General features: G+C 56.8%; 14 protein-coding genes. 5 read left to right on the top strand and 9 right to left on the bottom strand.

Annotated elements, in window-relative coordinates:
- Positions 1-145 precede the first annotated feature (145 nt).
- From NBV64_RS06290 to NBV64_RS06270, 5 genes are all read left to right on the top strand, one after another.
- Positions 146-589: an Mth938-like domain-containing protein gene (locus tag NBV64_RS06290; protein WP_009457563.1), complete on the top strand. Its 444-nt coding sequence runs from the start codon at positions 146-148 to the stop codon at positions 587-589.
- A complete protein-coding gene (locus NBV64_RS06285; RefSeq protein WP_009457565.1) occupies positions 586-1,053 on the top strand; it encodes a peroxiredoxin in 468 nt (155 codons plus the stop codon). Before NBV64_RS06290 ends, NBV64_RS06285 begins: the two co-directional genes overlap by 4 nt.
- Before the next feature lie 52 nt (positions 1,054-1,105).
- Positions 1,106-2,830 carry a PhoH family protein gene (locus tag NBV64_RS06280; protein ID WP_022983572.1) on the top strand — a complete coding sequence of 575 codons (1,725 nt, stop codon included), beginning with the start codon at positions 1,106-1,108 and terminating at the stop codon, positions 2,828-2,830.
- Between the two features lie 115 nt (positions 2,831-2,945).
- Positions 2,946-3,938, top strand: a complete 993-nt coding sequence (gene pdxA / locus NBV64_RS06275; RefSeq protein ID WP_009457568.1) for a 4-hydroxythreonine-4-phosphate dehydrogenase PdxA — start codon at positions 2,946-2,948, stop codon at positions 3,936-3,938.
- Complete coding sequence (locus tag NBV64_RS06270) at positions 3,935-4,906, top strand: bile acid:sodium symporter family protein (protein ID WP_022983571.1); 972 nt, start codon at positions 3,935-3,937, stop codon at positions 4,904-4,906. Before pdxA ends, NBV64_RS06270 begins: the two co-directional genes overlap by 4 nt.
- A 144-nt stretch (positions 4,907-5,050) precedes the next feature.
- Here NBV64_RS06270 and NBV64_RS06265 read toward each other — a convergent pair whose 3' ends face one another.
- From NBV64_RS06265 to NBV64_RS06225, 9 genes are all read right to left on the bottom strand, one after another.
- Positions 5,051-6,421, bottom strand: coding sequence for a replicative DNA helicase (locus NBV64_RS06265; RefSeq protein WP_009457570.1), 1,371 nt, complete (start codon positions 6,419-6,421; stop codon positions 5,051-5,053).
- Positions 6,422-6,695: 274 nt separating this feature from the next.
- A complete protein-coding gene (rplI, locus tag NBV64_RS06260; protein ID WP_009457571.1) occupies positions 6,696-7,151 on the bottom strand; it encodes a 50S ribosomal protein L9 in 456 nt (151 codons plus the stop codon).
- An 18-nt stretch (positions 7,152-7,169) separates the two neighbouring features.
- Positions 7,170-7,442 carry a 30S ribosomal protein S18 gene (rpsR, locus tag NBV64_RS06255; RefSeq protein WP_003802444.1) on the bottom strand — a complete coding sequence of 91 codons (273 nt, stop codon included), beginning with the start codon at positions 7,440-7,442 and terminating at the stop codon, positions 7,170-7,172.
- An 89-nt stretch (positions 7,443-7,531) separates the two neighbouring features.
- Positions 7,532-7,849, bottom strand: coding sequence for a primosomal replication protein N (gene priB / locus NBV64_RS06250; protein ID WP_009457572.1), 318 nt, complete (start codon positions 7,847-7,849; stop codon positions 7,532-7,534).
- A gap of 13 nt (positions 7,850-7,862) precedes the next feature.
- Positions 7,863-8,261 (bottom strand): 30S ribosomal protein S6, encoded by a 399-nt coding sequence (gene rpsF / locus NBV64_RS06245; protein ID WP_009457573.1) that lies wholly within the window; start codon positions 8,259-8,261, stop codon positions 7,863-7,865.
- 143 nt (positions 8,262-8,404) lie between these two features.
- Positions 8,405-9,208: a GTP cyclohydrolase FolE2 gene (gene folE2, locus NBV64_RS06240; RefSeq protein ID WP_022983570.1), complete on the bottom strand. Its 804-nt coding sequence runs from the start codon at positions 9,206-9,208 to the stop codon at positions 8,405-8,407.
- A 149-nt stretch (positions 9,209-9,357) separates the two neighbouring features.
- Positions 9,358-11,223 (bottom strand): 1-deoxy-D-xylulose-5-phosphate synthase, encoded by a 1,866-nt coding sequence (gene dxs / locus NBV64_RS06235; protein ID WP_022983569.1) that lies wholly within the window; start codon positions 11,221-11,223, stop codon positions 9,358-9,360.
- A gap of 113 nt (positions 11,224-11,336) precedes the next feature.
- Positions 11,337-12,245 (bottom strand): polyprenyl synthetase family protein, encoded by a 909-nt coding sequence (locus NBV64_RS06230; RefSeq protein ID WP_022983568.1) that lies wholly within the window; start codon positions 12,243-12,245, stop codon positions 11,337-11,339.
- Position 12,246: 1 nt separating this feature from the next.
- The gene (locus tag NBV64_RS06225; protein ID WP_003802451.1) at positions 12,247-12,513 is read right to left on the bottom strand and encodes an exodeoxyribonuclease VII small subunit; all 267 of its coding nucleotides are present in this window, start codon (positions 12,511-12,513) and stop codon (positions 12,247-12,249) included.
- Positions 12,514-12,633 lie beyond the last annotated feature (120 nt).

The raw sequence follows: 12,633 nt of genomic DNA, 5'->3' as shown, positions 1-12,633 counted from the left end.
GCGAAGACCCAAACCAAAAGGTGCGAAGTAAATCAAAGAGTTTAATCCATGATTGACTTACTGAGAATCACTGCAAACAGATCAGGTGCCGCATCGTCCCTGACTCTTTGCGCTATCATCGACCCTGTAACGGGAGAGACTCATCGTGCAACTGCAACGCGAACACAATCCAGCCATGAATGCCATCACCGCTTACGGTGAGGACTATGTGGCAATCAACTTTCAAAACCACGATCATTCCATCTTCTTTAGCCCTGAAGGTCCTGTGCAGGACCTGGCCATTCAAAGCGCAACCGAGCTGACAGCCCCGTTGCTGCGCCGGATTGCCGGACTGGAATCGGTCAAGCAAGACCCCATGGCCTTTCTGGACGACGCCCCACCGGCGCGCCCTGACAACGCCCCCGAATTGATCTTGATTGGGACTGGCCAGCGCCAACACTTTCTGCACCCGGCTGTCACGCAGGAAATGCTGCAGTGGGGCATAGGTGTGGAAATCATGGATACCCAGGCCGCCGCCAGAACTTACAATATCCTCATGTCCGAAGGCCGCAAAGTTGTCGCCGCCTTACTCATACAGGAAAAAGCATGACAGCCCTACAAATTGGTGCCCCCATCCCCGACTTTTCCGTGCCCTCCACCCAGGGCGAGTTCAGCGCCGCTGACCTGAAAGGAAAAATGACAGTGTTGTACTTTTACCCCAAAGACAACACGCCGGGCTGCACCACCGAGTCCCAGAATTTCCGCGATGCCCTGCCCGAATTTCAGGCTGCAGGCGCACAAATCATTGGCGTTTCGCGCGACTCGCTCAGTTCGCACGAACGTTTTATCGACAAGCAAGCCCTGACTTTCCCTTTGCTTGCCGACACCGAAGAGCGCTTGTGCGAACTGTTTGGGGTCATGAAAATGAAAAACATGTACGGTAAACAGGTACGTGGCATCGAGCGCAGCACCTTTTTGATCGACGCCCAAGGTGTGTTGATTCAAGAATGGCGTGGCATCAAAGTGCCCGGCCACGTCCAAGCTGTATTACAGGCTGTTCAGCAAGCCGCCTGAAACCTTACCGTGCCGACTTGCAGGTCGGCACACAACCAGGAGTACGTGTTATATGCCGCTACCAACGTTGCCCACCAAGCTGGGAACCCTGCTTAGCGAAAAAGATGACAGTGTCATCCTTGCCGATCCACCCGTACCACTAGACGAACCCGACACTCCCCCCGCCAGCCCCAAAGCCGCCACCAGCAAAGCGGCTGCTACGCCACGCTCCAAAAAGCCTGCGCCCGTCAAAACGGCGCCCGCGGCCCCCGCAGCAGCGCCTGCGCCCGCCAGTGTGGCCAAAGCAGCTCCCAGCAAAAGCGCTGCCGCCAGCCCTGCCCAGCCCCCCAAGCCTGTCGCCGGCGCAGCCAGCAAACGCACCCGTCTGGCCCCCACCCAGCGCAAATTGTTTGTGCTGGATACCAACGTCTTGCTGCACGACTCCAATTCGCTGTTCAAGTTTGAAGAGCACGACATCTTCCTGCCCATGATGGTGCTGGAAGAACTGGATCACCAGAAAAAGGGCCTGTCTGAAGTGGCTCGCAATGCGCGTCAGGTCAGCCGCTCCCTGGAAGGTCTGGTGGGCGATCATGGTCTGGACAAGCCCATCAATCTGGATGGCATCGGCAATACCGAAGCGCGTGGCGCCGTCACCTTCCAGACCAGCGCTCTGGATACCACCCTGCCTATCCAGCTGCCGCTGGGCAAGGCGGACAACGCCATTTTGGCCGTGGTCAATGCCCTGACCCAGAGCATGCCCAAACGCGAAGTGGTGCTGGTGTCCAAAGACATCAATATGCGTCTGAAGGCCAAGGCACTGGGCCTGCTGGCCGAAGACTACCGCCACGATCACGTTCTGGATGACTCCGACCTGCTGTATGACGGTGTCATGCCCTTGCCGGACAATTTCTGGACCAAGCACGGCAAGAACATGGAGTCCTGGCAACAGGGTGGCACCACCTTCTACCGCATCAGCGGGCCGCTGTGCAGCCAGTTCATGGTCAACCAGTTCGTATTTACCGAAGGCGACGATCCCTTGTACGCCCAGGTACGCGAAACCGCTGGCAATACCGCCGTACTGGCCACCTTGCGCGACTACAGTCACGGCAAGAACAACGTCTGGGGCATTACGGCTCGCAACCGCGAACAGAACTTTGCCCTGAATCTGTTGATGAACCCGGATTTTGATTTCGTCTCCCTGCTGGGCCATGCCGGTACGGGTAAAACGCTGCTGGCCCTGGCCAGTGCGTTGACCCAAACCCTGGAGACCAAGCGCTACAACGAGATCATCATCACCCGTGCCACCGTGCCTGTCGGAGATGACATTGGCTTCCTGCCCGGTACCGAGGAAGAAAAAATGCAGCCCTGGATGGGTGCGCTGGAAGACAACCTGGAAGTCCTGCACCTGGGCACCGGCAAGTCCTCCAGCAACCTGAACAACCCACAAGGCACCGAGGCTCCGCGCAACTCCACCATGGAACTGGTGCGCTCCAAGATCAAGGTCAAATCCCTGAGCTTCATGCGCGGTCGTACCTTCATGAACAAGTTCCTGATCATCGACGAGGCGCAGAACCTGACGCCCAAGCAGATGAAAACACTGGTGACGCGCGCCGGTCCAGGAACTAAAATTGTCTGCTTGGGCAATATTGCCCAGATCGACACGCCCTACCTGACCGAGGGCAGTTCGGGGCTGACCTACGTAGTAGACCGATTCAAAGGCTGGCCGCATGCAGGCCACATTACCTTGCAACGTGGTGAGCGCTCCCGTCTGGCCGACTACGCCAGCGACGCACTCTAAACCGAATCGCTACTCACTCAAACCGGGTCCAGGACCCGGTTTTTTTTTTCGCCAGGCTGCATCAAGGCCAACAAGCACAGCAAAGACGCAGCGTGGGGGATTTTTATTGACTGTTATGAAACGTACTGCACAGCCCATCGGGCTTACCATGGGCGATGCCGCTGGCATAGGCCCGGAAATTATTGCCCGCCTGATTGTTGAAGGCCTGCCCCACCCCGCCGTAGTCTATGGCGATGCGGGTGCGCTGCGCCGTGCCCTGACACTGATTGGCGCCGACCAGGACTGGCACGTCGAGGAGGTGGAGCAGCCTGTTTGCACACCCAAGGGGCTCATTGCCGTCCTGAATCGCTGGCAAGCCCTGCCCGACGATCTGCCCTATGGCGAAGTTAACGCTCAGGCCGGACGCGGCGCCTACGAATACCTGTGCCACGCTATTGATGATGCCCAAGCCGGTCTGATCCGTGCCATCGTCACCGCCCCACTGAACAAGCTGGCCATGCAAAAAGGCGGTATCGATGCCCCTGGCCACACCGAGATTCTGGCCGAGCGCAGCCACACCGAGCACTACGCCATGATGCTGGCTAACGAACACTTGCGCTCCATTCTGGTCACCATTCACGAACCGCTGGCCCGTGTCCCCTCCCTGATTACTAAAGAACGCGTCTTGCAAACCATCCGGCTGGCACAGTTGGCCTGCACCCAGGCCGGGATCGCCAAGCCCCGTGTGGCGGTGGCAGGCTTGAACCCCCATGCCGGTGAGAGTGGCAAATTCGGCTCTGAGGATATTGAGCAGATCACACCGGCCATTGAACAAGCCTGCGCCGAAGGCATCCAGGCCAGCGGCCCCTGGCCCGGCGACACGATCTTCATGCGGGCTCGCCAAGGGGAGTTCGATATTGTGGTGGCCCAGTACCATGACCAAGGGCTGATTCCCATCAAGCTGCTGGGTCTGGACGAAGGCGTGAACGTGACAGTGGGCCTGCCCTTTATCCGCACCAGTGTCGACCACGGCACCGCGTACGACATTGCCGGACAGGGCAAGGCTGATGCCTCCTCCCTGGGCTATGCCTACCGTATGGCTCTTTCCATGAGCGCGCATCAAGCATGATCAAGCGCTTACCGATTGACCCGTTTTTGCTGAAGCTGTTTGCCACGGTTGCACTTGCCAGTCTGCTGCCTGCCCAAGGTTGGGGCGTGCCTCTGTTCCAACACATCACGCAGATCGCGATTGCCCTGCTGTTCTTTCTGCATGGTGCCCGCCTGTCTCGTGAGGCTATCTGGGGCGGCCTGTCCCACTGGCGTTTGCACCTGTTGATTCTGTCCGTCACCTTTGTGCTCTTCCCTATTCTGGGCAGCGGCGTGGCGGCTGTGCTGCGTCCCTGGCTAACCGACAATCTGTACCTGGGAATACTGTTTCTGGCTTGCCTGCCCAGCACCGTGCAGTCTGCCGTGGCGCTGACCGCAATGGCCAGAGGGAATGTGCCGGTGTCGATTTGCAGCGCCTCGGCCTCCACCTTGCTGGGCGTGTTCATCACTCCCTTGCTGGTCGGCATCATGCTGGCGGGTGCCACCAGCGCCCAGGCCACCGTGTCGCTGGAGGCGGTGGGCAAGATCATGCTGCAGCTATTTTTCCCCTTTGTCTTCGGGCATATGCTGCGTCCCGTGATCGGGGCCTGGGTCATGAAGCGTCAGCAACTACTGAAAGTCGTGGATCAAGGCTCGATTCTGCTGGTGGTGTATACGGCTTTTTCAGGCGCGGTGGTGGGCGGTCTGTGGTCCTCCACCCCATTGAGTGCCTTGGGACTGATTGTGCTGTCCAACGCCGTTCTGCTGACCTTGGCGCAAGTGCTGGCCTGGAACCTGGGGCGCTGGCTGGGCTTTTCTTTTGAGGACCGTGTCAGCCTGCTGATGTGTGGTTCCAATAAAAGCCTGAGCAGCGGCATCCCGATTGCCAATGTCATTTTCCCCAGTGCCATGGTCGGGCCTATCATCTTGCCGATCATGTTGTTTCACCAGTGGCAGCTACTGGTGTGTGCATGGCTGGCGAAACGGCTGGCGGCCCGGAGTGAAAACTAAGAGAACGACGAACCTCCTCGCCTGACTACCCATACACGCTGAACGATGAATAAAAAAGAGGCATACCAAGGTATGCCTCTTTTTTGTCCTGACATCTGGCAAACGGCCTCACAAGCCCGCGCACTGAAGCAGCCACTGTGCTTTTTAATTGGGCATGTAATCCAGAAAGCGCGTGCTGGCTCCGGCGAAGGTCAAGCGAACCGAACCAATAGGACCGTTACGCTGTTTACCAATAATAATTTCAGCCGTGCCTTTATCGGGCGAGTCCGGGTTGTAGACCTCGTCACGGTAAATAAACAAGATCAAGTCAGCATCCTGCTCAATAGCGCCGGATTCGCGCAAGTCACTCATCACTGGGCGCTTGTTGGGCCGTTGCTCCAGGCTTCGGTTCAACTGCGACAAAGCAATCAAGGGACAATTCAATTCTTTGGCCAGACCTTTCAAGGAACGACTGATTTCAGAAATTTCCGTTGCCCGGTTCTCGCCACCGCTTGAGGACATCAGCTGCAAGTAGTCGATGATGATCAAGCCCAGTTGGCCACACTGTCGTGCCAGACGTCGAGCCCGTGCACGCACTTCCATGGACGACAGGCCGGGCGTTTCATCAATGTAAATCTGGGCCTCCTGCACCTGCTGCACGGCATGTGTCAGACGTGGCCAATCGTCGGCTGTCAGCTTGCCGGTACGCATACGGTGCTGGTCCAGCAAACCGACCGAACCGACCATACGCATGGCCAACTGTACCGCGCCCATTTCCATGGAGAACACGGCAACGGGCAAACCCTGGGCAATCGCAACGTGCTCGCCAATATTCATGGAGAACGAAGTTTTACCCATGGAAGGACGACCCGCCACAATCACCAGGTCGCCTGGCTGCAAGCCTGACGTCATCTTGTCCAGGTCAATAAAGCCAGTTGGCACCCCGGTTACTTCCGAGTCGCCTTCGCGGTGATACAGCTCGTCAATACGTTCCACCACCTGGCTTAGCAGGGGCTGGATTTCCAGAAAGCCTTGCGAGCCACGCGCCCCTTCCTGGGCAATCTGAAACACACGGGTTTCCGCCTCGTCCAGAATCTGCCGGGCCTCCTTGCCCTGCGGATTGAAGGCGGCCGAGGAAATATCATCAGCCACGGTGACCAGCTTGCGCAGAGTGGAACGCTCGCGCACGATTTCGGCGTAGCGACGAATGTTAGCAGCCGATGGCGTGTTGTGAGCCAGCGCATTCAAATAGGCCAGCCCACCCACCTCTTCCTGCTTGCCTGCAACCGACAGGGACTCAAAGACCGTGACGACGTCAGCAGGACGGGCCAGACCAATCAAGCGGGTAATGTGTTGCCAGATCAGCTTGTGATCAAACCGATAAAAATCCTCGTCGGTGACAATATCGGCCACCCGGTCAAACGCGGCATTATCGAGCAACAAGCCACCGAGCACCGACTGCTCCGCCTCAATGGAATGAGGCGGGACCCTGAGGTAATCCAGCGTTGAATCGGATTTGGCTGACTTGCTTTCCATGCATATACCTTCAAATCAAGGAAAAAAATCGACGCCGCAGCCAACAGAATGTGTTGTGCGGGCTTGAACAGTATGTGTATCTGGGGTCAGAACAGTCAGGCTCAACAGCGTGCTGGGCTGACAGGACCGAATGCGGCAATACAGTCACGCCGCAGGCGTGCTGGCTCTCTTCAAACAGAATGAAGAGAAAACAAAAAAGCCGGCTTGCACCGGCTTTTTTGAGCTTGGCAGATACACTCCATGAAAGAATGTACCATGCGTCAACGCGCTAGTCTTAGGCTACGTCGCCTTGAACCACAACGTTGATTTCAGCGATCACGTCAGGGTGCAGAACAACCTGAACGGGGTACTCGCCAATGGCTTTCAGGTGACCGTCTGGCAGACGAACCTGAGTCTTGACCAGATCGGCAAAGCCGGCATTTTGCAATGCATTGGCGATGTCCATGGTGGTCACGGAACCAAACAAACGACCGTCCACGCCGGCTTTTTGAACCAGGGTGAAAGCTTGGCCGTTCAACTTTTCGTTCTGAGCCTGAGCAGCGGCCAGCTTTTCAGCTTGCAGCTTTTCCAGTTCGGCACGGCGTGCTTCGAACTCTTGCAGAGCGGCAGCCGTAGCACGGCGAGCAACTTTGCGTGGCAGCAGGAAATTACGGGCGTAACCATCACGTACGCGCACAACGTCACCCAGATTACCCAGGTTGGCGACTTTTTCGAGCAAAATAACTTGCATGACTAAGGTTCCTCTGGATTATTTGTGGTTGTCGGTGTACGGCAACAGAGCCAGGAAACGAGCGCGCTTGACAGCGGTGTCCAGCTGACGCTGGTAGTGAGCTTTGGTGCCCGTCAAACGTGCAGGGATGATCTTGCCATTTTCCTGGATGAAATCACGCAGGGTGTCCAGATCTTTGTAATCAATTTCTTCAACGCCAGCGACGGTGAAGCGGCAGAATTTGCGGCGCTTGAACAGTGGGTTCTGTTGTGCAAATTTGCGTTTTTTGTCTTTGCCTCTACGGAAAGCCATTTTGTGCCTCGTTAGTAACCGGGCTATACCCGGAAGAATTCAGTGTGAAGCGAGGTGTTGAACACTTCGCGACGATCGAGCCAGACCAGTCAAACCGTAACAGAGCCTTGTCCCGGAAAGTGACGCTGATATTGCTGTACATGCAGCACCAGACGCGTCGAACCTTTACGGGCTGGGGCAATAAAACCTTGTAGCTGCAAACGGGCTCCCAAAGGAGTGTCTGCCAGACCCAATGCATTATTTCCCAAAGCCACTACCTGCATCGTCAAAGCGATTTGCCGGGAGTGACCGGCTTCCATTACGGAAGATTCGTGTTCCAGGACCAATTCCAGAGCTGGGACACCAGCCGGCGTATAACGCAAGGGCTTAATGTCGACAAGCTGACCGGCAAGAGAGAACTGGTTCACGTAGTCGGAGCTATTACTCTTCAGCTTGAGCTTCGGCTTCAGCGGCTGCAGGAGCGCTGGCTTCAGTACTTGCTTTACGTGCTTCTTCGCGTTCGACGGACTTCATCATGACCGAAGCGCCTTCAGGGGCTTTCTTCGTGCCAGCGATGAGGTAACGCAAGATAGCGTCGTTGTAGCGGAAGGAATGCTCCAGCTCGTCCAGGGTGGACTGACCGCATTCGATGTTCAGGCACACGTAGTGAGCCTTGACCAGTTTCTGGATTGGGTAAGCCAGTTGACGGCGGCCCCAGTCTTCCAGACGATGAATAGCACCGCCTTCGGAAGTAACAATCGCCGAATAGCGCTCGATCATGGCGGGCACTTGCTCGCTTTGATCGGGATGCACAATGAACACTACTTCGTAGTGACGCATGGAACAACTCCTTGTGGATATCGCCTACTACCCGCTGTAAAACCAGTCAGGCACCAAGCGCGACAGCCCGCCCATTCAATCCGGGTCGAGCAAGAAACCATAGATACTAGCACCAAGAAAGGCTGACTGACAAGCCGAAAGCCTTAGCCCTGCACGCTTGCGTAGGCAGAGTGATTATGAATCGACTCAAAATTCTCGGCTTCGATGCTATAACGCAACACTCCGGGCAAGCTGCGCACGCTGACGGCTACATCACGCACCAGATCTTCGACGAATTTGGGATTGTCGTACGCGTATTCGGTAACGTACTTTTCGTCAGTGCGCTTGAGCAAGCCCCACAGCTGACAGGACGCCTGCTCTTCAACCGATTTGATCAGCGTAGGCAAGTCCAGCGTAGCCGGATCCGCAAACACGGCCTGCACGGTAACGTGCGAGCGCTGATTATGCGCACCGTACTCCGAAATGGCCTTGGAGCACGGGCACAGGCTGGTAACCGGAACCAGTACGGACAACTCAAATTCGGGCTGGGCATCCACACCGACACGTGCTGTCCAGCTGACGGTGTAATCCATCAGGCTGGCCACACCGGATACGGGCGCCACTTTTTCCAGGAAAACGGGGAAGGTGGCTGTCATGTCGCCACGTCCGGCATTGAGCAAAGGCAACATGGCCTGGGCCATCTGCACAAAACCGGCGGGCGTCATGGCTTGACGGCGGTACTCTTCCAGCAAAGCGACAAAGCGCGACATATGGGTGCCTTTTTCTTCGGGCGGCAAGGCCACCGTCAACTCCCATTGCGCCACGGTGGGCACGGCCTGCCCCTGCAGGTCCAGCATCATCGGATGCCGCACCCCGCGCACACCCACGCGCTGAATCGCAACACGGCGTGTATCCGTGCTGCTTTGCACATCTGGCATGGCCAAAGGCGATTCCGACACTGTATTCATATCCATCAGGTTCAGCTACGACAGAGCCGCAACCGTAAATAAAAACAATAATGAATTATTATCTTACGCTTATCGCACACGAGGTTCGATAACCTTAATAAGAACGCGCATATTGGGGTATTTAAACCCTAAACTGTGCAGAAATTGCCTCACGCCTCAAGCAAACTTGAGAAACGTGCACGAATGGAGCGCTCGATGCCGGCGGCATCCAGACCCAGATCCTGAGCAATTTTCTTCTGATCGCCGTGGTCGATGAATTCGTCGGGGTAGCCCAGTTGCAATACCGGCATCACCAGCGCTTCACGACTGACAAACTCCAGCACCGCACTGCCTGCGCCCCCCATCAAACAGCCCTCTTCCACGGTAACAAATGCCTGATGGCCTTGTGCCAGCTCTTGCAGCAAGGCTTCGTCCATAGGTTTTACAAAACGCATGTCTACCACGGTGGCATCCAGAACCTCGGCTGCTTTCAGCGCCTCGTGCAACACGGGACCAAAAGCCAGAATGGCCAGATTCTTGCCCTGACGGCGCAGATTGGCCTTGCCCAGCGGCACGGTATGGAGCTCCTGATCCACTTCAGCACCGATACCCGCTCCGCGCGGATAGCGCACCGAGCTGGGCCCTGGGTGCTGATAGCAACAGGTCAGCAACAAGCGGGTTTCGTTTTCGTCCGACGGCGTGGCCACCACCATGTTCGGAATGCAGCGCAGAAAGGCGATGTCGTAATTACCGGCATGCGTTGCCCCGTCTGCGCCCACAATACCGGCGCGATCCAGCGCAAAAGTGACATCCAGATTCTGCAGGGCTACATCATGAATCAGTTGATCGTAGCCGCGCTGCAAAAAGGTAGAGTAAATCGCCACAACCGGCTTCTGCCCTTCACAGGCCAAGCCACCGGCAAAGGTCACGGCGTGCTGTTCGGCAATGCCCACATCAAAATAACGACGGGGGAATTGTTGCTCGAACTCCACCATGCCACTGCCTTCACGCATGGCGGGAGTAATACCGTACAGACGTTGATCCTGCCTGGCCATATCGCACAACCACTGACCGAAAATCTGTGTAAAGGTAGGGCGCGGCTTGGTCGTAGGCGTGACCAAACCCACAGAAGGATCGAATTTGCCTGGACCGTGGTAGAGCACCGGATCGGCTTCAGCCAGCTTGTAGCCCTGCCCTTTACGGGTCACCACATGCAGGAACTGCAAACCACCCAGATCACGCAGATTGCTCAAGGTAGAGACCAGCGCATCCAGATCGTGACCATCAATCGGGCCCACGTAGTTAAAACCCAGCTCTTCAAACAGCGTGGCCGGAGACAGAATCCCCTTGGCGTGGCCTTCAAACTTGCGCGCCAGTTCCAGCACAGGCGGGACATGCTGCAAGACAGTACGGCCTACATTCTTGGCAGCGGCGTAGAACCGGCCCGACATCAGGCGAGCCAGATAATGATTCAAGGCGCCCACCGGCGGCGAGATCGACATGTCGTTGTCGTTCAACACCACCAGCACATTTACATCGGGCGTTACACCAGCATTGTTCAGGGCTTCAAACGCCATACCGGCCGTCATCGCGCCATCACCGATCACGGCAATGTGCTGACGCTCGATCCCGGCATTGCGCGAGGCCACGGCCATCCCCAGTACCGCGGAAATCGAGGTTGAGGAATGCGCCGTACCAAAGTCGTCGTACTCGGACTCGGAGCGCTTGGGAAAACCGGAGATGCCATCTTGCTGACGCAAACCACTCATCTGATCGCGGCGGCCTGTCAGAATCTTGTGCGGATAGGACTGGTGACCCACATCCCACACGATACGGTCGTGGGGAGTCTCGAACACATAGTGCAAGGCAGTGGTCAATTCAACCGTGCCCAGATTGGACGACAAATGCCCACCGGTTTTGGATACGGATTGCAGAACAAACTCGCGCAGTTGTCGTGCCAGCTCGGGAAGATCACGTTGATCAAGCTGGCGCAAGTCGGCGGGAGACTGGATCTGCTCTAGGGAAACGGTTGTCATACTAAAGACGTCTATCCGGGCAAATAAGTGAAACGACTGTCTAAAAACAATCGCCAATCGGCTATTGTAAAACGCTTCGCGGCCTGTGCCAAAGTAGCACAGGCCCGCGTCGCTTAATGATTGCGACCCACGATGTAATCAGCCAGTTGTGTCAGACGTGCCGCAGCAGGTCCCAAAGGACGCAAGGCCAACTGGGCCTGCTCATTCAGAGCACCGAGCAACTCGCGCGATCCGTCCATACCCAGGATGGAGACATAGGTGGGCTTGTTATCGGCGGCGTCTTTGCCAGCCGTCTTGCCCAGCGTGGCGGTATCAGCCGTCACATCCAGAATATCGTCCACGACCTGGAAGGCCAGACCCACAGCCTGGGCGTACTCTTCCAAACCATTACGCACGGTAGAGGAAGCACCCGCCACAATACCACCCAGCAAAACGCTGGCTTGCAACATGGCGCCGGTTTTCATGCTGTGCATCTCTTGCAACTGATCACGGTCCAGGGCAATGCCCACGCTGGCGCAATCAATAGCCTGACCACCGGCCATACCGGCACTGCCGGCGGCCTGCGCCAACTGGGTAATGGCTTGCACAATCAGCGCAGGGGCAATCGGCATTTGTGCCAATAACTCAAAGGCCAAGGGTTGCAAGGCATCGCCAGCCAGCATGGCGCAAGCTTCATCAAACTGAACATGAGTGGTTGGGCGACCACGACGCAATTTGTCGTCATCCATGCACGGCAAATCGTCGTGAACCAGCGAGTAGGCGTGGATCAATTCCACCGCCGCCGCTGCCAACTCCAATGCTTTCAATTGGGCTGCGGCCATGGGCTTGCCTTGCAAGGCAGCCTCACCGGCGGCATACACCAAGGCAGCGCGCACGCGCTTGCCACCACCCAGCACGGAGTAGCGCATGGCTTCGTGCAAACGAGCAGGTTCCTGGCTGACAGGGGGCAGCAATTGTTCCAGTACGGTCTCAGTCTGCTCAACCCGCGCCTGCAGCCAATCAGAAAAACTGGTAGAACTCATCTTAACTATCTCCAACAGCTTCATCCCCGGACAAGGGGCGCAGCAGATTGCCTTGCAATACGCTGACTTGTTCTTGTGCAAGGTCCAGCTTGCGCTGACACAATTGGGCTAATTCCACGCCCTGCTCGTAAGCTTGCAAAGCCTGCTCCAGCGGCAATGCCCCGCTTTCCATGCGAGCGACCAGCGCTTCCAGTTGTGCCAGAGCGGACTCGAAATCCTGCTGGGCTGGCGCCTGGGCGCTTTGATTATCATCGCGAGATTTAACCATAACTATTCCTGATCAATGAGGGCCGTCAGGACTGGCTGAGACCCAATTGGAAGTGGCATTGTACGGGAGGCGGCGGCTTGCTGCCCTTCCCAAGGAGTACTTTCTACTTTGGGACCGCTC

This window comes from Alcaligenes sp. DN25, from assembly GCF_023674485.1.
Lineage (GTDB): Bacteria > Pseudomonadota > Gammaproteobacteria > Burkholderiales > Burkholderiaceae_B > Alcaligenes > Alcaligenes phenolicus.
The sequence above is the reverse complement of the archived record's forward strand: the minus strand, read 5'-3'. Positions and strand labels throughout refer to the sequence as shown.